The following is a 26,597-nucleotide window of genomic DNA, read 5'->3' as shown; positions in this document are numbered from 1 at the left end:
GATGAAAGTATATTGCGCATAATAATATTGTGCACAAGTTAATTGTGTGCGATATTATTTTTCGGATGAAGTCGGTTCAGTGCTTGAAGCGACTTTAATTAATGACATTTTGATAAATGGAAGAGATGTAATGAACACAATTTATGATTTTCAGGCTGAACTGTTAGAAGGCGAGCAAAAAAATCTGGCCGATTATCAGGGCAAGGTTTTATTGGTGGTGAATACCGCCAGCCAATGTGGTTTAACCCCGCAATTTGAAGGCTTGGAAAAGTTATATCAGGACTATCAACAGCAAGGTCTGTTGGTTTTAGGCTTTCCCTGCAACCAATTTGCGCAGCAAGACCCTGCGAGTAATGAAGAGATCGGCAGCTTTTGTCAGCGTAACTATGGAGTCTCTTTCCCAATGTTTGCCAAAGTTGACGTGAATGGGCCTACAGCGCATCCGCTGTATCAGTATTTAACCACTGAAGCTAAAGGCATTTTAGGTAGCCAAAGCATCAAATGGAATTTCACTAAGTTTCTCATTAACCAAAAAGGGCAGGTGGTGAAACGCTATGCGCCAATTGTTAAACCTGAAAAAATTGCTAAGGATATTCAACGTCTTTTGGCTTAATAGAGAAGGTGTGGAAAGGAGCTGCCGTGTGGTAATAGGCGCATACTTCCTTTGTTGTATCGAGCAGTTAGCATCTGATTTATTACTGTAATGTGTTGTAGTTATTTGAATAAAATAGATTTTTTGATCTTTAATTATTACACAACTTGTTGCACCCAAACCTGAAAACTTCGTTATACTTTTTGCCAAGTTTAAAAAATATGAGCGTGAGAATTATGCGTGTACTGGTAGTGATGGACCCGATTGAAACGGTGAATCTGAAAAAAGATTCCACCATGGCCATGTTATGGGCCGCAAGCCGTCGCGGACATGAGTTGGGTTATGCATTACAACACGATTTATATATTGATCAAGGCAAAGCCTTTGGTTTGATTTCTCCCTTAAAAGTGTTTGAAGACTACGATCATTATTTTGAGTTGGGCGAACAGCAAAAAGAGTCCTTGGCTGATTACGATGTGATCTTGATGCGTAAAGATCCACCGTTCGACATGAACTTTGTCTACACCACCTATATTTTGGAACAAGCGGAACGTGAAGGTGCGTGGATTATCAACAAACCACAGTCCTTACGTGATTGTAATGAAAAACTGTTTGCCACGCAGTTCCCCGAACTCCAAGTGCCTACATTGGTGACTTCACAACAAAGCCTCATTCGTGAATTTATCAAAGAACATGGTGATGTGATTGTGAAGCCGCTTGATGGTATGGGGGGTATGGGAATTTTCCGTTTATATCAAGATGGTGTGAACATTGGCTCAACTTTGGAAATGTTGACGGAGATGGGCACACGTCCGATTATGGCGCAGCGTTATATTCCTGAAATTGTGGAAGGGGATAAGCGTATTTTGCTGGTCAATGGTGAACCGATTCCGTATTGCTTGGCGCGTATTCCACAAAACGGTGAAGTGCGTGGGAATTTGGCCGCAGGTGGTTTGGGTCAAGCACGTCCTTTGACTGAGAATGACAAGGCCATTGCTGCAAAAGTGGGACCCTTCTTACGTGAAAAAGGTTTGGTTTTTGTCGGACTTGATGTGATTGGCAATTATGTGACCGAGATTAATGTCACCAGTCCAACCTGTATTCGTGAGATTGATGCGCAATTTGGTACCTCGATTGCCGATGATTTATTTGATGTCTTGGAAGCAGGCAAAGCTAGCTAAAACGACAGAAAAGGAACCTGAAATGGTTCCTTTTTTACTTCATGGAGGTGGTCGGTTTTGACATAGAAGTGTACTTTGCTGCAAAGTGTATAAATTTGGTTGAAAATAAAGCGGATTATGTTGCTAGACACTACAAATTTTCATCCTACTCAAATGTATGCACTCAGATTGTATTTCTAGGTGCTAAAATGAAGCGGATTGGGCTTTGGAATGATGTTAAATAATTGATTCGAATCAGCTTCATTGTTTTATTTTTAAATATAGCCAATTGCGCTGTCGAGCCTGATTGTGTGCTGTAGTTTGAGTAAAAATGCACATCTGATAACAAATCTAGTTTAAACTTGAAAATCAGTAGAAAAAAACAATCAAATGCCTGTTGAAAAAAAGTAAATAATCTTTCGCGGTTATGCGTTTGTGATTACAATTGATCGCTTAAAATTGAATTTTGTTTCCATATTTTTAGAATTGAAGAATTAGACTGTGACCGAAGCAACACAAACAAAGCCGAAACATGTAATGATGATGGCTGCCGGAACGGGCGGGCATGTTTTTCCAGCACTTGCTGTGGCTAAGGAATTACAGCAACAAGGCTGCCAAGTCTCGTGGCTTGCTACGCCTACAGGTATGGAAAATCGCCTGCTTAAAAATCATGATATCCCAATTTATCAAATTGATATTCAAGGTGTGCGCGGCAATGGCTTAGTCCGCAAAGTATTGGCACCCTTTAAAATTTTAAAAGCCACTTTAAGTGCAATGCGTTACATGAGGAAGCTCAAAATCGATGCCGTCGCGGGCTTTGGGGGTTATGTCGCTGGGCCAGGTGGATTGGCTGCGCGCGCACTGGGTATTCCTGTGATTATTCATGAGCAGAATGCGATTGCTGGATTTACCAATACGCAGTTATCACGTATTGCCAAAACAGTGTGTCAGGCTTTTCCAAACACCTTTGTGGCACAAGATAAAATTGTGACCACGGGTAATCCCGTCCGCAAAGAGATTACGGAAATTTTAAATCCGTCTTGGCGTTATCAAGAACGTGAAAAAGCTGGAGCTACGCTTCGAGTTTTAATTGTGGGTGGCTCGTTGGGTGCACAAGCGTTAAATGAGCGTGTTCCTGAAGCATTGAAGCAATTGAATGTGCCGTTAAGCGTTTATCATCAGTGTGGTCAAAACCATGCAGATGCGACCCAAGCGCGTTATGCCAATGCCCCTGAACAGCTTCAGGTTGAAGTCCACCCTTTTATTGAAGATATGGCCCAAGCTTATAGCGATGCCGATTTAATTATTTGCCGTGCTGGGGCGTTAACCGTGACCGAGATTGCGACTGCGGGTGTGGCTGCGGTTTTTGTTCCACTGCCAAGTGCAGTAGATGATCACCAAACGGCCAATGCAAGGTTTTTAGCCAATATTGGTGCAGCCAAAATTTGCCCGCAAGCAAGCATGACGCCCGAGAGTTTAAAAGCATTATTATTACCCTTGATGAACCGTCAGTTATTGTCTGAAATGGCAGTGAAAGCACGTCAGCAAGCACAACCCGATGCAACCCAACATGTGGTTCGTTTAATTCAAGCATTGTAAACCGAGTATTTTATGTCGCCATCTACGCCTGCTGATCAAGCAAAAAAGTTAATTAAAGTGCCAGAAATGCGCCGTATTAAGCACATCCATTTTATTGGGATTGGTGGTGCAGGTATGTGTGGTATTGCCGAAGTGTTAAAGAACCAAGGTTACAAAGTCTCAGGTTCAGATATCAAGGCATCAAAAACCACGGCTCAGCTTGAAGAAAACGGCATCAAAGTCTATATCGGGCATACGGCTGAAAATATTCAAGGGGCAAACGTGATTGTGGTGTCGACTGCAATTGATGCAGAAAACCCAGAAATTAAAGCGGCTATTGAAACGCGTACACCTGTGGTGCGCCGTGCAGAAATGCTCGGTGAGCTGATGCGCTACCGTCATGGGATTGCAGTTGCGGGAACACATGGTAAAACCACGACCACAAGTCTAGTCACGTGCATGTTGGCAGAAGAAAATCTCGATCCAACTTATGTGATTGGTGGGTTGCTGAACCGTACCGGTGTGAATGCTGCGCTGGGTGCGAGTCGTTTTATCGTGGCAGAGGCAGATGAGTCAGATGCATCATTCCTGCATTTGCAACCGATGGCTACCATCGTGACCAATATTGATGCAGACCATATGGACACCTATGGTGGTAGTTTCGATGTCTTAAAAGATACCTTTGTGCAGTTCTTACAAAAACTACCATTTTACGGCTTGGCTGTGGTATGTGGAGATGATGCTAACATTCGTGAAATCATGCCGCGCATTGGTCGTCCATTGATCACGTATGGTTTTAACGAAGACAATGACATTCGTGCAGTGGATATTGAACAAGAAGGTATGCAGTCGCACTTTACCGTATTGCGTAAAGATCGTGAGCCTTTGCGTTTAACCATTAATTTGCCGGGTTTGCATAATATTTTAAATGCACTTGCAGCGATCGGTATTGCAACTGATGAAGGTGTGTCTGATGCTGCGATTGCACGTGCGTTGGAAAGTTTCAGCGGTGTAGGTCGTCGTTTCCAAGTCCAAGGTGAATTTGACATCGAAGGCGGCAATGTAAAATTGGTGGATGACTATGGTCACCATCCTAAAGAAGTTGAAGCGACCATTAAAGCTGCACGTGCAAGCCATCCAGACCGTCGTTTAGTGATGATGTTTCAGCCGCACCGTTTTAGCCGTACCCGTGACTGTTTCGATGACTTTGTGGATGTATTGTCACATGTCGATCAGTTGTTGCTGCTTGAAGTCTATCCTGCGGGCGAAAAGCCGATTGTGGGTGCAGACAGCCGTTCATTGGCGCGTAGTATTCGTTTACGTGGCGATGTAGAGCCGATTTTGATCGATCCGGTCGAAGGTAATTTGCAGCATGCGTTGAAAAAAGTGTTACAAGCGGATGACTTGTTATTGACGCAAGGCGCAGGTAATGTGGGGGCTATCTCGGTTGAGCTTGCAAGCAATCATTTATATTTAAAATAATCACGTTTTGTGATTACTCAATGAATAAAACAGTCATAAAGTTTAAGGATATCAACGTGTCAAATGCTTCAAAATTCGGCAAAGTAGCGGTGTTGCTTGGTGGTAAGTCTGCTGAGCGTGAGGTTTCTCTAGATAGTGGTGCAGCTGTACTTGAAGCATTGGTTCGTTCGGGTGTAAATGCAGAAGCTTTTGACCCGCAAGAGCGTAGTGTGACGGAATTGGTCGGTTATGACCGTGCGTTTATTGTGTTACATGGTCGCGGTGGGGAAGATGGTCAAATCCAAGGGGTCTTAGAGTGGCTCAATATCCCGTATACCGGAACAGGCGTACAGGGTTCTGCTATTGGGATGGATAAAGTTAAAACCAAGCAAGTTTGGCAGGGTTCAGACTTACCGACAGCACCCTATCGCATCATTAGCCAAGAGTCAGATTTAGCTGAAGTGGTGGCGAATTTGGGTCTTCCACTGATTATCAAGCCGGTACACGAAGGTTCAAGTGTCGGCATGAGTAAAGTCGAAAAAGCAGAAGACTTGGCAGCGGCAATTGCCAAAGCGACCCAACACGATGCTGTGGTAATGGCTGAAAAATGGATTACGGGACGTGAATTCACGATTTCATTTTTAAATGGTCAACCGCTACCTGTGATTCGCCTACAACCGCCTGCAGATGTGGCTTTTTATGATTATGAAGCGAAATATCAACGTAATGATGTGGAATACGGAATTCCGTGTGGCTTAAGCGCTGAAGAAGAGCAAAAGTTGCAAGCGCTTTGCCTCCGTGCATTCCAAGCGGTGGGTGCAAGTGGTTGGGGCCGTATAGATGCGATGCAAGATGAGCAAGGCAATTTCTGGTTGCTAGAGGTGAACACCGTACCTGGGATGACCAGTCACTCTTTGGTACCAAAAGCAGCAAATGCAGTGGGTTATAGCTTTGATGCGCTTTGTGTCCAAATTTTAGAGCAAACACTGACAGGTGCGGCTCACTAAATGGCGCAATTACCCGCTTCTATGCGCCGTAAACGCGCAGCGATTACTTCGATACATGATAAACCACCGACGCGTAAGGAAAAGCTTGCCAACTTCGGTGGTTGGGTGATGTTGGTCGTTGCTGTGGCGGTGCTGTTGGTTGGTATTTATGGCTTATATCAAGTCATGACAGATGCACGTGTGGCCGAACTTGATGTGGTAGGTGTACGTTCTGAGGCGGAAAAAAATCAGGTGATGGAACATGTTTCACCAGCCATTGCTCATAATTATTTCACCTCAGATTTAGAAGAAATTCGTGATCGTACTTTAGAGCTGGCTTGGGTCGATCGTGTGGTGGTTTCGCGGGCATGGCCGAATGCGATTCGCGTTCGCGTCATGCCTCGGCATGCAATTGCACGTTGGGGGACAGGGCGTCTCTTAAGTGACAGTGGTGACGTATTTAGCGAAGTGACACCGAAAAATAATCAGAATTTGCCTTTATTACACGGCCCAATCAGTCAGTCTAAAATGATGATGCGCCGTTATAATGAAATTAATCAATTATTCCAGCCAGTCAATCTCCGTTTAAAAGAATTATATTTAACGGAGCGTATGACTTGGTTTATGCAGTTCGATTCAGGTTTACGTGTTATCGTAGATCAGGATCAAACCATGAGTAAGCTGCAACGTTTGAGTTATTTGGCTCAAAGTGATTTGAAGCCAGTTTGGGCCAAAGTATCTGCCATTGATTTGCGTTATCGAAATGGCTTGGCCATCCAATGGAAGAATGCTGCCGCACCAAAGATAGCAAATGGTCATTTTGTTGTAACGATTGATGACACAAGCATTGCAGGTGGAGCAGCAGCAAAGCCATAATACTTGGCTTTAAAACAGAGGCATAAAGCCATAAATTAAACAAACATGTGATGGTAGTAGTAAATAATGAATGAAGCGGTTCCCTCAGTTGTTGCGATTGACATTGGGACGCACAAAGTTTCAGTTTTGATTGGTAAGGTACATGCGCCAGACAATATCCAAGTGATAGGAATGGCAACTGCTCGTAACCGAGGCATGAATAAAGGAAAAATTGTAAGTCTTGATAAAGTCATTACAGCGATAAAAAATGCCGTGCAAGAAGCAGAAGATATGGCTGAATGCCGTGTCCATTCCGCGTGGGTCTCAATCCCAAGTGCCGAGTTAAAAAGCTTTTATGCATCTGGACGAACGCCAGTTGAGAATACTGACCATACAATTACAACAAGTGAAGTGGTTCGTGCATTAGAGTTGGCCAAAGCCAGCCACATGACCTCGGATCATTATTTGGTTAGTGCTGTTCCACTGGGCTTTGAGTTGGATGACTCCACTGAGTGGGTACAAAACCCAATACGGATGTCTGCACACAGCATGATTGGTCATTATCAGTTGATGATGTTACCAATTAGTACCATGCAAAACCTTGATCGGGCCTTAAAAGGCGCGAACATCGGGGTGGAGAAACTGGTGGTGTCTTGTCTGGCAACGGCAGAAGCGAGCCTACTCAAAGATGAAAAAGAGTATGGCGTCTGTTTAGTCGATATTGGTGCAGGTACCACCAACATTGCGGTGTATTTGGATGGTCGTTTGGCGTTGACACATACTTTGCAGCGTGGTGGCGAGCATGTCACCCGTGATATTGCTGCTGTGTTACAAACCACCACTGAAGAAGCGGAACGAATTAAATTACTCTATGGGTGTGTCGACATTAAGTCGGTTAAACCGGACCATATGATTCAGATCCAAGGGATTGATGGTCCGCAAACGATTAGTCGTATTGAGCTGACTGAAATCGTGATTGCGCGTTATGAAGAAATCTTAGGCCAAGTTCGCCAAGAGCTAGAGCGTAATGGTGCGATTCATGGTTTGTATCATGGTGTGGTGTTAACTGGTGATGCCAGTCAAATCGAAGGTATGGTGACGCTGACTCGTCGTATGTTGGGTGTGTCTGCACATTTGGGTAATCCACCTGTGCAAGTGACAGCAGATGAGCAAAATATTGCCGCACTGCGTCGCTCTCAGTATGCCACTGCTGCAGGTTTGTTGATGTTTAGTCAGAGCGAAACACAAGAAACCATAGTGGAACCAGAAGATACAGAAAAACTGTCTCTGATTAAACGCGTTGGACGTGCTTGGTCTGGACTCAATGAAAAGCTGAAATCTGTTTTTTAAGTTGAATTTTTTTGGAATATTGTTAAGAAGTTGTACAACGCATCGCTTAAACTTGACAAGCTATGGCTTGCACAGCATGCTTAAAAGCAATTTTGTTTATTAAGATCAAGGCAGTATACGGGCTTAAGTGACTGCCAATAACGAATTAGGAAATCTATAGGTCATGGCCTCATTTGAATTTTTAGAAGATGATCAAACCGATAGCAACGGTCAAGCCCGTTTTACTGTGTTTGGTGTTGGTGGTGCAGGTGGTAACGCCGTACAACACATGCTTGAGTCAGATATTCAAGGTGTAAAATTTGTATGTGCCAATACGGACAAGCAAGCGCTAGACCGTATGAATGCACAATTCAAAATCCAGTTGGGTGAGCAAAGTACCCGTGGCTTGGGTGCGGGCGCCAATCCAAATGTAGGTCAAGCAGCGGCTGAAGAAAGTCGTGACTTGATTCGTCAGCACCTTGAAGGTACTGACATGGTGTTTGTCACTGCTGGTATGGGCGGTGGTACAGGTACAGGTGCTGCGCCAGTGGTTGCTGAAATTGCCAAAGAAATGGGCATTTTAACCGTAGGCGTAGTAACGACACCGTTTAACTTTGAAGGTAAACGTCGTCTTCAGTCTGCTGAGCAAGGCATTGAAGCATTAGAAGCGCATGTAGATTCTTTAATCATCATTCCAAACCAACGTTTGTTAAAAGTTTTCCGTGACATCTCAATGAAAGATGCTTACAAAAAAGCGGATGATGTCTTATTAAATGCGGTCCGTAGTATCTTTGATTTGGTGGTGCGCCCAGGTCATATTAACCTTGACTTTGCTGACTTGAAAACTGCGATGAGCACACGTGGTTATGCCATGATGGGTGCGGGTTTAGGTCGTGGTGAAAACCGTGCACGCCAAGCGGCTGAGCAAGCGATCCGTAGTCCATTGCTGGATAACGTCACCATTATGAATGCCAAAGGGATTCTGATTAATGTGACGGGTGGTGATGACGTTACGTTTGGTGAAATCGAAGAAATTACCGACGTTGTGAACCAAATTGTCGATCTAGATGAAGGCCAAGTCTTCTATGGCACCGTATTTGATCCAGATGCGCGCGATGAAATCAGTGTCACTGTCATTGCAACAGGTTTGACTCGAAATTCAGCAGATTCTGCTGAGCCAGTGAAGCGTCCAAATACACATGTGCAGGTAGCACAACATGGGCATGCAACGCAAGCGGTTGTTGAAGATGATGATGTGCCTGCAATCCAGCGTCAGAACCAAGACGTGGCTGCTGCAGCAAGCTCTGCATCGACAGTGAGTGCTGCACGTCCAACACCAATGAGTATTCAAGATTACTTGAAAAATCAACAACGTAAGTAGTATTTGTCTATGTGGTTAAGCCACATGTGATGAAGAAAAGGTAGTCTATGACTACCTTTTTGTTTTTTATCAATGGCTAAATATGCTAACGTATAGCGGTTTAGTGGTGAGATGATATGAAACATGTTGAAACAAAGAACTCTACAACGTGTCGTAAAAGCAAGCGGCATTGGTTTGCATAGTGGTCAAAAAGTCTTAATTAACTTTGTGCCACATCATGCGGACGGAGGAATTGTGTTTCGTCGTATCGATCTCAATCCACCCGTCGACATTCGTGCAAATGCGATGTTGATCCAAGAAGCCTTCATGTGTTCCAACCTAGTTCAAGAAGATGCCAAAGTCGGTACGATTGAACATGTTATGAGTGCAATTGCAGGTCTAGGTATTGATAACTTGATCATTGAAGTGTCTGCCTCTGAAGTCCCAATTATGGATGGCAGTGCAGGTCCGTTTATTTACTTACTGATGCAAGGTGGCCTCAAAGAATTGGATGCCCCTAAAAAATTTATAAAAATACTCAAACCTGTAGAAGCTCTCATCGACGACAAACGCGCCATTTTCCGCCCGCATGAAGGTTTTCAACTCAATTTCACCATTGACTTCGATCATCCTGCTTTTAAGAAAGAATATCAGTCTGCCACGATCGATTTTTCAACCGAAACCTTTGTTTATGAAGTCAGCGAAGCCCGTACTTTTGGTTTTATGAAAGATTTGGACTACCTCAAAGCCAATAATCTCGCTTTGGGGGCAAGTTTAGACAATGCCATTGGCGTCGATGAAACCGGTGTGGTGAATGAAGAAGGTTTACGCTTCTCAGATGAATTTGTTCGTCACAAAATATTAGATGCGGTGGGGGATCTTTACTTGCTCGGTCACCAAATTATTGCCAAATTTGATGGATATAAGTCTGGGCATGCTTTGAATAATCAATTATTGCGCAATGTCCAAAGTGATCCAAGCAGCTATGAAATTGTAACATTTAATGACGAAGATCAGTGTCCAATTCCTTATGTGAGTGTGACTTAAGTCATTGTCTTTATTATGTGATGTTATATTGTAACAATAATAAATGTGATGAATTTATCATTTTAAAAACGCAATTCTGAAGCGGGTCGAGACGAGGTTACTTTTTTTTGCTTGCCAAACGGCGCATTGCTTGGCTAAGCTTAGGGTCGCTCACAAAGTCAGCAGCACCTCGAATTAAGTCTTGAGTTTCTGTGCTTAACGATCTTGAAATAGATTGTATCTTTGCGGGTGTTTGAGAGGGGATTCTCAAACGAACTTGGAGTTTTTGTAGGTCTTTAAACTCATCAAGTTCCGATAGTTGTGCAATATATTGTTTTTGAAGGTAACCAAGTTGACTAATCATCGCTTGATTTTCGCCGGTAATCGTCAAAATACCATATTGATAACAAACAACTTGCCACTGCTCTGGTTGCGGTAGGATAGGTTGAATCAGTTTTGTAAGTTTCTGCCATGCAGTCACTTGCTTTGAGAGAAACGTTAAGTTTCCTGTTTTTATGTGTTTTCTGGTTTGTTGAAAGAGATTCACTGGTTCGGACATACATATTTCCTTCATGTTAATGTCTTAATCTTATGCGCTTCTTTCGGTAGATATCAAGGACGAGATCACGCAAGAAACATTCGTAAGAACAGTTTTAAGAGGTTTTTTATGCATATGCGACGTATTTTGTTGGCTTTTTCTTTTGCGGCATCGGCTGCTTCAGTAGCCTTCGCTGATTTGGTAGAACTCAATACAAATAATGCTTCTTCGGATCGAATTGAGCAATTGACACGCACTTTATCGGAAGGCGCTTATACCGAATCGAATGATATTGATATCCCTGCCGAAACGAAAATGTCCGTGAAACTACGTGAGAAAACGGTTGAGCTCAACAACGCTTCACTGGCGAAAAAATACGGTTCGGAATCCTCTGCAAAAAGTTTTTCAAATAATCCATATTCGTGGTTAGTGACACACCCGCTTCCAAGTGCACGTGTTAGCTCAAGTTACGGTGGCCGTACAATGAATGGTCGTGCTGAGCGCCACTCAGGTCTAGATCTTGCTGCGCCAAGCGGTACACCGATTTATGCGACAGGCCCAGGGATTGTGACCAAGTCAGGTTGGGGTACGGGCTATGGTCAATATGTTGAAATTAACCATGGCAATGGTTATATCACGCGCTATGCTCATGCATCACGTTTAATCGCTCGTGTTGGCGACCGTGTAGACGCGGGTGAACATATTGCTAATGTTGGTTGTACAGGTCGTTGTACTGGCCCACATTTACACTATGAAGTAGTTAAAGATGGTCAACGCAAAAACCCATCGACTTATCTAGCCATGTTGCCTTAATCCCGATTTGATCGATGATCCGAACTTACCGTTGGTCTGATGCTTGAAAAAGGAATACAGCTCTGACGAAATCTAAGTTAGCATCAAAAAATAGCATTAAATGTATAAAAAACCGCCTAAATTGGCGGTTTTTTGTTATCTTGGGTAACGAATGGTCAATGACTATTTAGTTGCTAAATAGTATGGCTCAGCCATATTCAGCTGTGGCGATACTCTTATAGGACGAAAGTATGATACATATTAACGTATAAGATTAGGATATCGAAATAGGTGAATTATGGCGTTTTATGGTGATACTGACGCGCAAGAAACGCAAGAATGGCAAGATGCGTTTGACTCCGTTTTACAACACATGGGGACTGAGCGTGCAGCTTTTCTATTGGAAAAACTGTATCAACAAGCCATCGCTAAACATGTCCCTATTCAGCGTTTAAACACGCCTTATTTAAATACAATTTCAGTGGCTGAAGAACCTGCAATGCCAGGCGATCAAGACATGGAGCGTCGTATCCGTGCATTGATTCGTTGGAATGCGCTAGCGATGGTACTTCGTGCCAATAAAACGGGTGATGATTTAGGTGGTCACTTGGCCAGCTTTGCATCTTCAGCAACTTTATATGATGTTGGCTTTAACCACTTTTTCCGTGCCAATAACGACAATTTTGGCGGGGATATGATCTATTATCAAGGTCACTGTGCACCGGGCATCTATGCACGTTCATTCCTTGAAGGTCGTTTAACTGAAGAGCATTTGAATAACTTCCGCCGCGAAGTCGGGGGGATTGGTTTACCTTCGTATCCGCACCCGTATTTAATGCCTGACTATTGGCAGTTCCCGACCGTATCGATGGGTCTAGGGCCAATCATGTCGATTTATCAAGCACATATTCAAAAGTATTTGATGAACCGTGGTTTGATTAAAGAAGAAGACCGTAAAGTCTGGGCGTATCTAGGCGATGGTGAGATGGACGAGCCTGAAAGTACAGGTGCAATCTCACTGGCTGGACGTGAAAAACTCGATAACTTGATCTGGGTGGTGAACTGTAACTTACAACGTCTGGATGGCCCAGTACGTGGTAACGGCAAAATCATTCAAGAATTAGAATCTCTATTCCGTGGTGCAGGCTGGCGTGTCATTAAAGTGGTATGGGGTCGTCATTGGGATCCACTACTAGCTAAAGATAGCACTGGCGCTTTAAAAGCAGTAATGGAAGAAGCGGTGGATGGTGATTACCAACGCTACCAAGTGAAAGGCGGTGCGTACACGCGTGAGAAATTCTTTGGTAAATATCCTGAAGCGAAAGAATTAATCAAAGACCTTAGTGATGAGGATATTGATAACCTAAACCGTGGTGGTCATGACCCGTATAAAGTCTTTGCAGCCTATGCGGAAGCCATGAAAGCCAAAGGTCAGCCGACGGTCATCCTTGCGAAAACAGTCAAAGGTTATGGCTTATCTGAAGAAATTGAAGCGGTCAACAAAACGCATCAAATCAAGAAAATGCAAATTGATTCGTTGAAGTATGTGCGTAACCGTTTCAACTTGCCGTTTACCGATGCGCAACTTGAAGAAGTTCCATTCTATCGTCCAAGTGAAAACTCGCCAGAATTGAAATACATGAAGGCGCGTCGCGAGGCTTTGGGTGGTTACTTGCCTGCACGTCGTAAAGAAAGCGAGCAGCTGGCGATTCCTGAGTTATCGGTATTCGATGCGGTACTCAAAGGTTCTGCAGGTAAAGAGCAATCGACCACCATGGTCATGGTGCGTTTAATTTCTTCGTTATTGAAAGAAAAAGCGATTAAAGACCGTGTGGTGCCAATTGTTCCTGATGAAGCGCGTACGTTTGGTTTAGAAGGTATGTTCCGTCAGTTGGGTATTTATGCTGCGCATGGTCAGAAATATACCCCAGAAGACCAAGAACAATTGATGCATTACCGTGAAGCCAAAGACGGTCACATGTTACAAGAAGGGATTAACGAAGCTGGTGCGATGAGCGCATGGGCAGCGTTGGCAACCAGTTATTCAACCAATAACTTGCCAATGATTCCAATGTACATGTACTACTCGATGTTTGGTTTCCAACGTATTGGTGATATTGCATGGGCAGCAGGTGATGCTCAAGCGCAGGGCTTCTTGCTAGGTGCAACTGCTGGTCGTACCACACTGAACGGTGAAGGCTTACAACACCAAGACGGCCACTCACACATCCTTGCGAACACCATTCCAAACTGCGTGTCTTATGACCCATGTTTCGGTTATGAATTGGCGGTGATCGTGCATGACGGTTTACAACGTATGTATGTGAACCAAGAGCGTGTGTTCTATTACTTAACCGTAATGAACGAAAACTATGAGCACCCTGAAATGCCAGTAGGCGCTGAGGAAGGCATCAAACGTGGTATGTATCTGTTCCAAGAAGATGAAAAAGCTACTGTTCAGCTGTTGGGTTCAGGTGTAATTCTGCGTGAAGTGATTAAAGCTGCGAAAATTTTACGTGATGAATACCAAATTCACTCAAACGTGTGGAGCGTGACTAGCTTTAACGAATTAGCACGTGATGGTATGGCATGTGAAGAATACAACCGCTTACACCCTGTAACTGAAGATGTGAAAGAAGCTTGGGTATCTCAGCAGTTGCGTAGCAAAGCTGGTATTGTTGTTTCTGCAACAGATCATATGCGTGCTTATAGCGAACAAATCCGTGCGTATCTGCCAGATGGTCGCCCATTTGTTGCATTGGGTACAGATGGTTATGGTCGCTCAGATACTCGTGCCAACCTGCGTAGTTACTTCGGTGTTGATGCTGCACATATTGTGGTTGCAACCTTGAAAAAATTAGCAGATGAAGGTGAAGTGGATGCACGCTTAGTCAAAGATGCCATTTCTAATTTTGAATTAGATACCGATCGTCCTGTGGCGTGGGCACCGCAAGCAACACCTGAAGTGCATGCTGTTGCAGACTACAAAGAGGAGAAATAATCATGCAAATTACGACTCCTGATATTGGTGTAGATAAGGCGACCGTCGCTGAAATCTTAGTAAAAGTCGGTGATCGCATTAGTGTCGATGACAGCATTATTTTACTTGAATCCGACAAAGCTTCTGTTGAAGTGCCAAGCACTTCAGCTGGGGTGGTGAAAAGTATTTTGGTGAGCTTGGGTGACTCGGTTGCCGAAGGTGCAGCGCTCATTGAGCTAGAAGCTGAGGGGCAAACTGAAGCGTCAGCGGCACAAGTACAGGCTGAAGCTGTTCAAGTTGAAGAAAAGCCTGCATCCGCTGCTGTTGCTGAAACGGTTGCACCCGCTGCGACTACAGCATCACAAGTGATTGATGTGCAAGTGCCAGATATTGGTGTGGAAAAAGCAACCGTTGGTGAAATTTTGGTGTCAGTTGGCGATCAAATTGACGTTGATCAAAGCATCCTTGTGGTTGAGTCAGACAAAGCGACTGTGGAAGTCCCGAGTACGATTTCAGGCACAGTGGAATCGATTAGCGTTCACGTCGGCGACAGTGTTAAAGAAGGCGTAGTGATCCTTACTGTAAAAACAGCAGTGTCAGTTGCACCAGTGACTGCTGAGCCTACGCCAGTTGCAGCACCTCAAGCCATTGAAGCTCAGCCTGCTGAAGCGGCGCCACAAGCCGCTGCTGCGCCTGCAGGTGCAGTTGAAATTGCAGTGCCTGACTTGGGCGTAGACAAAGCGGCTGTTGCTGAAATTTTAGTGTCAGTAGGTGATACGGTTGAAAAAGACCAAAGTATCATCGTGGTTGAATCAGACAAAGCAACGGTTGAAGTTCCAAGTACAACAGCGGGTGTGATTAAAGCCATTCATGTTGCATTGGGACAAAATGTATCGGAAGGTGTGGCTTTGGTGACCATTGAAGCGGAGGGTCAAGCCCCTGCACCAACGACTCAAGCTGTTGCTCAGACACCAACGAAACCTACAGCGGCTCCAGCTGTAACTACACCAGTGGTGGCATCTACTGTACCAGCAGTTCAAGGTGCAGATAAGCTGACCAAAGAGCAAAATGCAGCCAATGCTAAAGTCTACGCGGGTCCTGCGGTACGTAAACTGGCGCGTGAATTGGGCGTGGTGCTGGCAGAAGTAAAAGCCTCTGGGCCGCATGCACGTTTAATGAAAGATGACATTTTTGCTTATGTGAAAGGTCGCTTAACAGCACCGCAAACTGCATCTGCTGCGACGGTTGTTGCTGCCGCGGGCTTACCGAAACTGCCTGACTTTAGTGCGTTTGGTGGTGTAGAAGAGAAAGTGCTGACACGTCTGCAACAAGTCTCTATTCCGCAGTTATCTTTAAACAACTATATTCCACAAGTGACTCAGTTCGATTCGGCTGATATTACTGAGCTTGAAGCATGGCGTAATGACCTGAAAGGCAACTTTAAGAAAGAAGGCATCAGTCTGACGATTATGGCGTTCATCATCAAAGCGGTTGCGCACTTGTTGAAAGAAGAGCGTGAGTTTGCAGGTCACCTGTCGGACGATGGTAAGTCAGTACTGTTACGTAATGAAATCCATATGGGGATTGCTGTGGCAACCCCTGATGGCTTGACGGTTCCAGTGTTACGTAACCCAGATCAGAAAACCATTAAGCAAATTGCGGTGGAATTGGGTGTGTTGGGTCAAAAAGCCCGTGATAAGAAACTTTCACCGAAAGACTTGCAAGGTGCGAATTTCACGATTACGAGCTTAGGCAGTATTGGTGGTACAGCGTTCACGCCATTGGTAAACTGGCCTCAGGTGGCCATTTTAGGTATTTCACCAGCAACCATGCAGCCAGTATGGAATGGTCAAGGTTTTGATCCACGTCTGATGTTGCCGTTGTCTTTGTCTTATGACCACCGTGTGATTAATGGGGCTGATGCAGCGCGCTTTACCAATAAGCTGACCAAGTTGTTGAAAGACATCCGTACTTTGCTGATCTGATGATCTAGCTTTTAGCCCTGCTATTCTCTCTTCTCACAAGAGAAAAATAGCGGCTGGAAGCACTGCAAAAATACCTCAATAAAGACCCTGCTTCGGCAGGGTCTTTTGTATTTATAGATTGCCAAAAAACATATTTTCGCCTAACATGGTGTTACTTCATTGGGGAGTAGCCGCTGTTCCTAAGAACAGGTGATGATCAACATATTTGCTCTAAAACGAGCATGGTCATCATAGCAAAGAACCAAATGAGCTTCTAAAGAGCTTTCTTTTGTTGGCAAGACCTTTGATTTACCACTCTGCAGATTTTTGGCTAGCAGGAGCGGTGAGTCATTGGTATTTGTTATGCTAGCCAGAGAAAGACATCATGTATGAATTCCTCCTCTCCACAGCCATCGTGGCTTTAGCTGAAATGGGCGATAAGACCCAACTGCTTGCATTGTTACTTGCTGCACGTTTCCGTAAACCCGTCCCAATTCTATTGGCTATTTTGCTGGCGACCATTATTAACCATGGTGTCTCTGCTGTTTTAGGCCAATGGATCACCACAGTTTTAAGCCCTGATGCGCTGATCTGGATTCTCTCGATTGGTTTCATTGCTATGGCAGGTTGGATGTTGATTCCTGATCAGTTGGATGATGAGTCAGGCAGCATTAAGAAATGGCAGAAACTAGGGGTATTTGGCGCAACGTTTGTGTTGTTCTTTTTGGCCGAAATTGGTGATAAAACCCAAATTGCGACAGTGGCTTTAGCGGCACGTTTTGACAGTATAGTTTGGGTGATGTTGGGTACGACTTTAGGGATGATGTTGGCTAATGCGCCAGCGGTCTTTATTGGCGATAAGTTGGCGACCAGGTTGCCAATTGCCTTAATTCATAAAATTGGTGCGGCCATTTTCTTGGTCATTGGTATTGCGACACTTGTACAGCATTATTTCTTCTAATTTACCGTAGAAAATAAGAATCCCGACTTAAAAAATCGGGATTTTTTATTGAAAAATGATCTTCAATTTATTGATATATCAAATGATATTGGTCGCAAATGCATTGTAAGTTTGTGTAAATCCATATATGTTGTAGGTATTAAAAAGTCTTTTAAGAAAAACAGCATTTTGAGGGGATGGGCATGGCATTTGACCGCACAACGTCACAGGTTTTATATGATGATGGCACACACAAGTGTATTAGCTTTACCAGCTTGGTCAAAGGCGAGGGTGTACAGGCAAATCAGTTTTTAATTATTGACCATGAGCGTGCTGCGGTCTTAGATCCGGGTGGTGATTTAACCTATGTGCCGCTGACCATGGAGTTGAATAAATATACGCGTTTGACCAATCTTGATTTTGTGATGGCCTCACACCAAGACCCCGACATTATTACCTCAATGCCGCGTTGGTTGGTCTATACCGAAGCGAAAGTGGTGGCTTCTAAACTTTGGGCACGCTTTTTACCTCACTTGAACTCTGCCTTTATGAGTGAGCGGATGAAAGGTAACTGGCTGGATCGTTTAGTGGAGCTACCAGACCACGGTCAGGTGATTACGTTGGGGCAGTCTTCGATTATTGCTGTGCCTGCCCATTTTCTACATTCGGTAGGTAATTTTCAGTTTTATGACCCGATTGCCAAGATTCTATTTTCAGGCGATATGGGGGCATCGATGGTGGATGATGCCTCAAAACCTTTGGAAAACTTTGCTGCGCATATTCCTAAAATGAAAGGGTTTCATCAGCGCTATATGTGCAATAACAAAGTGATTCGTTTATGGGTCAATATGGTCCGCACCATGGATGTTGAAATGATTGTACCGCAGCATGGGACACCGTTTATTGGGCACGAGCAGATTCATCAATTTTTAGATTGGATTGAGACTTTGGAGTGCGGTACAGACTTGATGGATGAGAGTGTTTTTACCTGTCCAACTTAAGTGACAAAATAGTCGTAAATTTTGCTTGTTTGGCAACCACAATTTTTTTAATATTTTCTTCCAAAAAAGTTTTTGAAAATGAGAATATAAAGGATGTTGTCTCAAGTTCCAACGGAAGATGCCTGTTTAAGCTGCGGGGCATGTTGTGCCTTTTTTAGAGTCTCATTTTACTGGGCTGAAGGCATCTCCATGCCTGAACATTACACAGAGCCAGTGACGGCTGTGTATTCATGTATGGTTGGAACCAATCAAGCCAGCCCACGCTGTATCGCACTGCAAGGCACCATTGGTGAGCAGGTGAGTTGTGGGATGTATGAACAACGTAGCTCTTCATGTAAAGAAGTGCAAATCGCTGATGATCAATGCAACAAAGCGCGACGTGCGCACAATATGATTCCATTTGTGCAATTGGAAGCGAGCATTGCCGTCAACGATGAAGGTTTTGATCAAGTCTGTTAATCGTTAGAAGCAGAGTTAAGGCTCTGCTTTTTTGAGTTTTTTTAAAGTAAATAAAATCCATCTCAAAACAAGAAATAAAAAAATAAAGGTGAAAATGAAGAGTTCAAATAAAATATAGGTTTTATCACTTTATTTTCTAAGATAAAAAAATAAATTTTCAATTGAAATGAAATTTAAGTTCATATTTGTTTATAATAGCGCACGGAAATTACCAGTGAGACTGCCATGTTGACCATCGTTCAAGACGCGTTAACTTTTGATGATGTCCTATTACTCCCTGCCTATTCTACTGTTCTCCCAAAAGATGTCTCATTAAAGACACGATTCACGCGCGGCATTAATTTAAATATCCCCCTTGTTTCAGCAGCAATGGATACGGTGACTGAATCACGTATGGCGATTGCGATGGCGCAAAACGGTGGTATTGGTATTTTGCACAAGAACATGGATATTGCTGCACAAGCTGCAGAAGTCCGTCGTGTGAAAAAATTTGAAGCAGGGATGGTGAAAGATCCAATCACTGTGACACCTGAAACCACAGTACGCGAATTGATCTCGATTACTCAAGCCAACAACATCAGCGGTGTGCCTGTTGTGAAAGATGGCAAAGTGGTCGGTATTGTCACAGGTCGCGATACACGCTTTGAAACGAACCTTGAGCAACCTGTAAGCAACATCATGACTGGTCAAGACCGCCTTGTGACTGTTCGTGAAGGTGAATCGAAAGAAAATATTCAAGCTTTACTGCAAAAGCACCGCATTGAAAAAGTTTTGGTCGTTGGAGAACACAACGAACTTAAAGGCTTAATTACAGTCACTGATTTTCGTAAAGCGGAAAGCTATCCAAGTAGCTGTAAAGATGACCTTGGTCGCTTACGCGTAGGTGCTGCAGTCGGTACAGGTGTAGAAACACCAAGCCGTGTAGAAGCTTTGGTTGATGCGGGTGTAGATGCGATTGTCGTAGATACGGCGCATGGTCACTCTGCGGGTGTGATCGAGCGTGTGCGTTGGGTGAAAGCGAATTACCCACAAGTCCAAGTGATTGGCGGTAATATTGCAACTGGGGATGCTGCATTGGCACTTCTTGATGCAGGTGCAGATGCGGTCAAAGTCGGTATCGGCCCAGGTTCAATTTGTACCACGCGTATTGTGGCGGGTATTGGTATGCCGCAGATTTCTGCAATTGATAGCGTTGCCAATGCACTGAAAGATCAAATTCCATTGATCGCCGATGGTGGTATTCGTTTCTCTGGTGACATGGCGAAAGCGATTGGCGCGGGTGCGAGTACGATTATGGTTGGTTCACTCCTTGCTGGGACTGAAGAAGCGCCAGGTGAAGTGGAATTCTTCCAAGGTCGTTACTATAAAGCGTATCGTGGTATGGGTTCATTGGGCGCGATGGCAGGAGCAACAGGTTCTGCGGATCGTTATTTCCAAGACTCTAAAGCAGGTGCTGAGAAACTTGTTCCTGAAGGGATCGAAGGTCGTGTGCCATACAAAGGGCCAATGGGTAACATCGTGCACCAAATGATGGGCGGTTTACGTTCTTCTATGGGTTATACGGGTTCATCTGTGATTGAAGATCTTCGTCAAAATGCGAAGTTTGTGAAAATTACTTCGGCAGGTATGTCTGAGTCACATGTTCATGACGTAACGATTACCAAAGAAGCACCAAACTATCGCGTTGGCTAATAAAGTTATACGAATTGTTGAATGTAAAAGCCGTCATTTTTATGACGGCTTTTTCGTTTTGGTGTAAAGTGTCGTGAGTAAAAAAGTGATGATTTAGATCACCATTAAGAAGTGAGTAGAACATGAGTTATTTTGGTACCGATGGTATTCGCGGTAAGTTTGGCGTCCTCCCTATTACCCCTGAATTTGCCCTTAAATTAGGCTTTGCCGCAGGGAAAGTTTTAAAGCGCCACAGTAAAAAATCAAAACCATTGGTAGTACTCGGAAAAGATACACGTTTATCCGGTTATATTTTAGAGTCGGCATTGCAAGCAGGTTTAAATGCGGCAGGGGTTTATGTACATTTATTGGGCCCATTACCAACCCCAGCGATTGCACATTTGACCCGTGCTTTACATGCAAGTTTGGGCATTGTGATTTCAGCATCACATAATCCTTATTTTGATAATGGGATCAAGTTCTTTTCCAGTGAAGGTAAGAAACTACCAGATGCTATTCAAGAAGAAATTAATCAAGAACTTGAAAAAGAATTAGTGATTGAAGACACGGCAAACTTGGGTAAAAGTGTTCGCGTAAAAGATGCCAATGGTCGCTATATTGAATTTTGTAAATCCACATTTCCATACCATTTAGACTTGAACGATTTAACCATTGTGGTGGATTGTGCCAATGGTGCTGCATATAACGTGGGCCCATCGGTCTTTCGTGAGCTTGGCGCCAAAGTCATTGCCATTCATAATGAGCCTAACGGTGTAAATATCAATGAGCAATGTGGTTCGACCCATCCTGAGCATTTGCAGCAACTCGTACTGAAACACAAAGCTGATCTGGGGATTGCCTTTGATGGGGATGCAGACCGCGTTATTTTAGTAGATAAAAATGGCAAGCTGATTGATGGTGACCATATTTTATATATCTTGGCGACACAGAGCGCTAAAAAGCCTGCTGGAATAGTGGGTACCTTGATGTCAAACATGGCTTTAGAGTTGGCTTTGGAAAGAGCCGGTGTAGCGTTATTACGTGCGAATGTGGGTGATCGCTATGTCCTACAAGGCCTAGAAGAAAAAGGCTGGGTCATTGGTGGTGAGCCATCAGGGCATATTTTAACCTTGGATAAAAGTACCACAGGTGATGCCATTATTGCCGCCCTACAAGTCCTTACCGTGATGATCGAGCAGAAGAAAGCACTTCATGAATTGGTTGCTGACTTTAAGCTTCTACCGAATGTGCTGGTGAATGTACGTTTAGAGGCGATGTTTGACCCTTATGCGGTGCCTGCTTTGGTGGCTGAATTTGATAAAGCCGAGCAACAACTCAAAGGTCGTGGTCGTTTGTTGATTCGTAAATCAGGTACTGAACCTGTGATTCGTGTCATGGTGGAAGGGGATGACCTCGATGAAGTCAACACTTTAGCCAATACATTGGCTGATGCTGTACGTGCGAATGCAGCTTAATAAGGAGTGAAAAATGAGTGATTTAATTAAAGATCTCAGCGAGCTTCGTTTAAGTTATCAAAAAGGCGAGCTGCGAGAAGATCGTGTAGAAACCCATCCACATGCTCAGTTCTTGCTTTGGTTTAATCATGCTTTAGAAGCACAACTGCACGAACCCTATGCTATGTCACTGGCGACAGCAAGTGTCCAGGGTCGTCCGCATGTACGAACGGTATTGCTGCGCGGTGCAACTGAAGCAGGTTATGATTTTTATACCAATTATGACAGTCAAAAAGGCAATGATTTGGCTGAAAACCCATATGCAGAGTTACTGTTTTATTGGCAAGAGCAGGAACGTCAGATTCGCATTGGTGGTAAAGTGGTTAAAATTTCTGAAGCAGAATCGACGGACTACTATCATAAGCGCCCACGAGATAGCCAAATTGCGGCACATATCAGTACACCACAAAGTGGCGTGATTGAAAGCCGTGAAGTCTTGCAACAACGTTTTGAGCAATTGCAGAACCAAGTTGAAGGTAAATCAGAACTCAATAAACCCCTCTTTTGGGGTGGCTACCGTCTCGAGCCCGACTACTATGAGTTTTGGCAAGGGCGTCCGAACCGTTTACATGACCGTTTAAGTTATGAAAAACAGCAAGATGTCTGGATGCTGAAACGTTTGATGCCATAAATGTCAGCCATTCAAATTAAGCAAAGACCCTTTATTACCTGTCCTGAATTATTTCAGGACATTCCTGCGTTTATTGCAGAAATTTTAGCCCGCCGTGGGGTGGCGTCAACGCAGGAGCTGGAGTTAAAGCTCAAGCATTTACTGGCCCCTAGTCTGAAAGGCTTAAATGAAGCGGTTCAGTTGATGGATGCTGCAATTGATCAGCAACACAAAATTGTCATTGTGGGTGATTATGATGCAGATGGTGCAACCAGCACCGCTTTAATGATCTTGGCTTTGCGAGAAATGGGGGCGCAGGTAGAGTATCTGGTTCCAGATCGCTTTAAATATGGTTATGGCTTAACGCCTGCGATTGCGGATTTAGCATTTACCAGCTTTACACCTGATTTATTGATTACCGTTGATAATGGTATTTCCAGTCATGACGGCGTGAAACAAGCGCAAGATCATGGTATGCAGGTGATTATTACCGATCACCATTTGACCACCAAACCGACTCCCAGTGCCCAAGCGGTAGTGAATCCGAACCAGTTGGGGTGTGATTTTCCAAGTAAAGCCTTAGCTGGGGTGGGTGTGGCCTTTTATGTCTTGGCTAACTTATCGACCTATCGTAAAAAACTAAATAAGTCTTCGACACTCATGAGTCAGTATTTGGATTTGGTGGCCTTGGGGACTTATGCCGATGTTGCCAGTCTTGACTATAACAATCGCATCTTGGTCGATGTTGGCCTGAAGCGCATTCAACAGCATTTATGCCGCCCTGGTATCAGTGCTCTACTGGAGATTGCAGGTCGAGAGGCTGCAACTTTAAAAGCGCAAGATTTGGGGTTTGTACTGGGACCACGTATTAATGCGGCAGGTCGCATGGAAACCATGGATATCGGGATTGAATGTCTATTAGCACAGGACTTTGCCTCTGCCTATCCATTGGCAGAACAACTGAATCAGTTGAATGTGGAACGTCGTCAAGTTGAAACCACGATGAAACAAGAGGCCTTAATAGCCTTGGATCAAATTCAACTAGATGATACGGTCTTACCCGCGGCTTTAATTATGTTCGAGCCGCATTGGCATCAAGGGGTGATTGGCATTGTTGCAGGGCGCTTAAAAGAACAGTTTCATCGTCCGAGTATTGTGTTTGCTGCAGATGAAGATGGGATACATATCAAAGGTTCAGCACGCTCGATTGAAGGAGTGCATATTCGCGATGCCATTGAGTGTGTTGCTGAGCAACATCCACATTTGATCAGCCACTTTGGTGGGCATGCTGCGGCAGCGGGTTTAACCATTCAAAAAGTCCATTTTGAAGATTTTAAGCAGGCCTTTGAAGTACTGATGGCAGCTCAGGATGAAGGTTTATTTACGGCGACTTTATGGACCGATGGCGAGTTAGCTGCACAGAATATTCAAGTTGAAACGGTCGATCTTCTGCAGCAGATTAGCCCATGGGGGCAAAAGTTTCCAGCGCCTATTTTTGAAGGAAATTTTCAAATTTTAGATTTTCGCTGGCTGAAAGAAGTGCATTTAAAATTACGTGTTGCTTTAGACAATGGACAGGTCGTGGATGCCATTGCTTTTAATGCGGCGGACAAATACCAGTTCAATGAGATGAACCATCAAATTCGTTTGGTCTATGAGCTGGATAAAAATGAATTTCGTGGCAATGTCAGCGTACAACTTCGCATTTTGCATTTAGAACAACACTAAAAAACCGCTCTATAGAGCGGTTTTTTTAATACATTTTAGTTGCAATTAGAAGCGGTAAGCACCACGTAGGCCAAACACATTGCCATCATCAGCAAAGTCAATTGCACCTTCTACGCTGACTTGTTGCGTGAAGAACTTTTTCGCGCGGATGGTAAATACATCAGCATCTTTCCCATCTGTATCAGAGAAACCAAGACCCAAACTTAGGGTTTTATCTAAATATAGGTCAGCTCCAAAGCTGTAGGCATCAATATCACCAAAAGATGCACCACCTTCAAAGTTCATGTCATAAGCACCGACTTGAGTGACATATTTAGCACGTAAGGTTGGATCGACATCATCACCATAATCATTATCGTAACCAAGTAGGCCCGCCGCAATCAATAAACCAGGGACAGGTAGGTAACCTACTTCAGCAGAATAAATGGTGGTATCTAGGTCTTCAACACCGTCCGCTTCATGTTTAGTTTGCCCAATATTACCGTTCAGGTAAAAATCAGAATTTGGAATAAAATACTCAAGTCCAACATTAAATGCAGTGACTTCGTATACGTCATAATCAATATATGAAACTTCGCCATTGAGATTACTTGAGCGGTTTAAGAACGCAGCCTCATTCAGCGGATTATTTTTGACTTGAACAGGATTGAAATAATATGTGCCATCTAAGGCAAAACCTGTTGAAGTATCCCCATGATCAGGATCAGCCACAGCAATGGTGCCACCAATTTCCGCTTGGTAAGCATGTGCAGTCCCGAAGCTTGCGATTAGTGCTGTGGTCAGCGCAATTTTTTTAAGCATTTTAGAGGTTCTCTCTTTGTTATAAAAATATGACTGTTCTATGACAGTTGTAACGAAGTGTACAAAAAAGTAGCAGGGAGTCAATCTTTATTTATAACAATGCTTTATGAGAGGGCAAAAAGCCCATTCGAAAATGGGCTTTTTGTATGTAAGGTTTTATTGACTGGTCTTAGAAACGGTATTTCGCAGCTACACCGAATTTGTTGTAGTCGTTGTTGCCAACTTCACCAAAGCCAACACGGCCTTCAAGGCTGACTTGTGGAGTAAAGAATTTACGGGCATTGATACCAAATTCGCTAGTATCACTTAAGTCATTGCTGTAATAGTCAGCACCTAAGCTTAAAGTTTTATCGATGAAGTAATCGCCTTTAAGATTGTATTCATCAAGATCACCAAAAGCTGCGCCTGCTTCTAAGTTAATGTCTTTACCATTGCTCAGTGTGGTCACATATTTAGCACGTAAAGTTGGATCGACACCGTCGTTATAGTCGTTGTCATAACCTTTTAAACCCGCAGCAATTAATAAGCCTGGTGCAGGTAAATAACCGACTTCAGCGCTATAAACGGTGGTATCAAAGTCACCGCCATTGTCAAAAGAATAATCATCACGACCCACTTTACCACCTAGGTAAAAGTCTGAGTTCGGGATGAAAACTTCAGCACCGACACCATATTGATGACGCTCATCATCACCGACTTCGTCGTATTGGTATTTTGCGTTAACGTTACTTGCACGGTCTAAGAAAGCTGCTTCTGCAAGTGGCGCATTACGTGTTTGAACTGGATTGAAATAGTATGTGCCATCTACGCCAAAAGAGCCACTTGAACTACCGTTGTCTGGATCAATTAGGCCAGCTGAAGCACCCACCTCTGCTTGGTATGCATGTGCAGTACCTGTGATCGCTAGAGCGGAAAGTAATGCTGAAGCAATTGCTAATTTTTTCATGGTATGTACCCCTCGTAAGTGGAACTGTATTTCATTAATTTTTTGTTACAACTTCAGTCTAGGGCAAAATAAAAAAGCGTCAACCAAAGGAAAGTTAATGCTCTGTATCTACGGTTACATCGTGTAATTTTTTAAATTTAAATGATTGATAATAAATTATAAATTTATAATGTTTTGTTTTATTAAAATTGTGTAGATTCTGTGGATTTCATAATTTTTGACGCTATTTTAATCAATTTTAACTCAAAATGTTTAGTCCGTTTGTCTGTTGAGATCACTTCTCCGGTATGTATTTTATGGGATGGT

22 protein-coding genes and 1 riboswitch are annotated in these 26,597 nt (G+C 43.7%); of the genes, 19 read left to right on the top strand and 3 right to left on the bottom strand.

Going from position 1 to position 26,597, the window contains the following annotated elements; translation table 11 throughout:
- The first annotated feature begins 130 nt into the window (after positions 1-130).
- From PTT44_RS15130 to lpxC, 9 genes are all read left to right on the top strand, one after another.
- Positions 131-613, top strand: coding sequence for a glutathione peroxidase (locus PTT44_RS15130; protein ID WP_114392646.1), 483 nt, complete (start codon positions 131-133; stop codon positions 611-613).
- Between the two features lie 215 nt (positions 614-828).
- Complete coding sequence (gshB, locus tag PTT44_RS15125; protein WP_058870511.1) at positions 829-1,773, top strand: glutathione synthase; 945 nt, start codon at positions 829-831, stop codon at positions 1,771-1,773.
- A 480-nt stretch (positions 1,774-2,253) separates the two neighbouring features.
- On the top strand, positions 2,254-3,351 hold the full coding sequence (gene murG / locus PTT44_RS15120; protein WP_168158733.1) for an undecaprenyldiphospho-muramoylpentapeptide beta-N-acetylglucosaminyltransferase: 1,098 nt from the start codon (positions 2,254-2,256) through the stop codon (positions 3,349-3,351).
- 12 nt (positions 3,352-3,363) lie between these two features.
- Entirely contained in the window at positions 3,364-4,812 is a 1,449-nt protein-coding gene (gene murC, locus PTT44_RS15115; RefSeq protein WP_004691731.1) for a UDP-N-acetylmuramate--L-alanine ligase, read from the top strand.
- A gap of 56 nt (positions 4,813-4,868) precedes the next feature.
- Entirely contained in the window at positions 4,869-5,798 is a 930-nt protein-coding gene (locus PTT44_RS15110) for a D-alanine--D-alanine ligase (RefSeq protein ID WP_004978280.1), read from the top strand.
- Positions 5,799-6,653 carry a cell division protein FtsQ/DivIB gene (locus PTT44_RS15105; RefSeq protein ID WP_168158732.1) on the top strand — a complete coding sequence of 285 codons (855 nt, stop codon included), beginning with the start codon at positions 5,799-5,801 and terminating at the stop codon, positions 6,651-6,653.
- A gap of 66 nt (positions 6,654-6,719) precedes the next feature.
- Entirely contained in the window at positions 6,720-7,982 is a 1,263-nt protein-coding gene (ftsA, locus tag PTT44_RS15100) for a cell division protein FtsA (RefSeq protein WP_004691727.1), read from the top strand.
- A 163-nt stretch (positions 7,983-8,145) separates the two neighbouring features.
- On the top strand, positions 8,146-9,342 hold the full coding sequence (gene ftsZ / locus PTT44_RS15095; RefSeq protein ID WP_168158731.1) for a cell division protein FtsZ: 1,197 nt from the start codon (positions 8,146-8,148) through the stop codon (positions 9,340-9,342).
- 123 nt (positions 9,343-9,465) lie between these two features.
- Entirely contained in the window at positions 9,466-10,368 is a 903-nt protein-coding gene (gene lpxC, locus PTT44_RS15090; protein ID WP_062031958.1) for a UDP-3-O-acyl-N-acetylglucosamine deacetylase, read from the top strand.
- Positions 10,369-10,465: 97 nt separating this feature from the next.
- Here lpxC and PTT44_RS15085 read toward each other — a convergent pair whose 3' ends face one another.
- Entirely contained in the window at positions 10,466-10,906 is a 441-nt protein-coding gene (locus tag PTT44_RS15085; RefSeq protein WP_058870506.1) for a hypothetical protein, read from the bottom strand.
- A gap of 108 nt (positions 10,907-11,014) precedes the next feature.
- Here PTT44_RS15085 and PTT44_RS15080 point away from each other — a divergent pair, with 108 nt between their 5' ends.
- The 10 genes from PTT44_RS15080 to recJ all read left to right on the top strand — a co-directional run bounded on the left by PTT44_RS15080 (position 11,015) and on the right by recJ (position 24,544).
- Positions 11,015-11,698, top strand: coding sequence for a M23 family metallopeptidase (locus tag PTT44_RS15080; RefSeq protein ID WP_125280667.1), 684 nt, complete (start codon positions 11,015-11,017; stop codon positions 11,696-11,698).
- A 277-nt stretch (positions 11,699-11,975) separates the two neighbouring features.
- Positions 11,976-14,678, top strand: a complete 2,703-nt coding sequence (aceE, locus tag PTT44_RS15075; protein WP_168158730.1) for a pyruvate dehydrogenase (acetyl-transferring), homodimeric type — start codon at positions 11,976-11,978, stop codon at positions 14,676-14,678.
- 2 nt (positions 14,679-14,680) lie between these two features.
- The gene (locus PTT44_RS15070; RefSeq protein ID WP_168158729.1) at positions 14,681-16,642 is read left to right on the top strand and encodes a 2-oxo acid dehydrogenase subunit E2; all 1,962 of its coding nucleotides are present in this window, start codon (positions 14,681-14,683) and stop codon (positions 16,640-16,642) included.
- Between the two features lie 139 nt (positions 16,643-16,781).
- Positions 16,782-16,931, top strand: a riboswitch (yybP-ykoY riboswitch).
- 75 nt (positions 16,932-17,006) lie between these two features.
- A complete protein-coding gene (locus PTT44_RS15065; protein WP_168158728.1) occupies positions 17,007-17,582 on the top strand; it encodes a TMEM165/GDT1 family protein in 576 nt (191 codons plus the stop codon).
- A gap of 182 nt (positions 17,583-17,764) precedes the next feature.
- Positions 17,765-18,562 (top strand): MBL fold metallo-hydrolase, encoded by a 798-nt coding sequence (locus PTT44_RS15060; protein ID WP_062031972.1) that lies wholly within the window; start codon positions 17,765-17,767, stop codon positions 18,560-18,562.
- A gap of 93 nt (positions 18,563-18,655) precedes the next feature.
- Positions 18,656-19,021, top strand: a complete 366-nt coding sequence (locus tag PTT44_RS15055; RefSeq protein ID WP_168158727.1) for a YkgJ family cysteine cluster protein — start codon at positions 18,656-18,658, stop codon at positions 19,019-19,021.
- 225 nt (positions 19,022-19,246) lie between these two features.
- Complete coding sequence (gene guaB / locus PTT44_RS15050; RefSeq protein WP_168158726.1) at positions 19,247-20,713, top strand: IMP dehydrogenase; 1,467 nt, start codon at positions 19,247-19,249, stop codon at positions 20,711-20,713.
- A gap of 122 nt (positions 20,714-20,835) precedes the next feature.
- Positions 20,836-22,167: a phosphoglucosamine mutase gene (gene glmM, locus PTT44_RS15045; RefSeq protein WP_168158725.1), complete on the top strand. Its 1,332-nt coding sequence runs from the start codon at positions 20,836-20,838 to the stop codon at positions 22,165-22,167.
- A 13-nt stretch (positions 22,168-22,180) separates the two neighbouring features.
- The gene (gene pdxH, locus PTT44_RS15040; protein WP_005401514.1) at positions 22,181-22,837 is read left to right on the top strand and encodes a pyridoxamine 5'-phosphate oxidase; all 657 of its coding nucleotides are present in this window, start codon (positions 22,181-22,183) and stop codon (positions 22,835-22,837) included.
- On the top strand, positions 22,838-24,544 hold the full coding sequence (gene recJ, locus PTT44_RS15035; protein ID WP_168158724.1) for a single-stranded-DNA-specific exonuclease RecJ: 1,707 nt from the start codon (positions 22,838-22,840) through the stop codon (positions 24,542-24,544). It begins immediately after the preceding gene.
- Between the two features lie 45 nt (positions 24,545-24,589).
- Here the strand turns inward: recJ and PTT44_RS15030 are convergent, their stop codons facing one another.
- The gene (locus PTT44_RS15030) at positions 24,590-25,345 is read right to left on the bottom strand and encodes a putative porin (RefSeq protein WP_168158723.1); all 756 of its coding nucleotides are present in this window, start codon (positions 25,343-25,345) and stop codon (positions 24,590-24,592) included.
- Between the two features lie 169 nt (positions 25,346-25,514).
- Positions 25,515-26,291, bottom strand: a complete 777-nt coding sequence (locus PTT44_RS15025) for a putative porin (RefSeq protein WP_005401517.1) — start codon at positions 26,289-26,291, stop codon at positions 25,515-25,517.
- Positions 26,292-26,597: the final 306 nt, after the last annotated feature.

Origin of the sequence: Acinetobacter sp. Gutcm_16 (genome assembly GCF_028649355.1) — a bacterium.
In the GTDB taxonomy this organism is placed as follows: Bacteria; Pseudomonadota; Gammaproteobacteria; order Pseudomonadales; family Moraxellaceae; genus Acinetobacter; species Acinetobacter johnsonii.
This window is presented reverse-complemented; position numbering and strand designations above follow the sequence as displayed.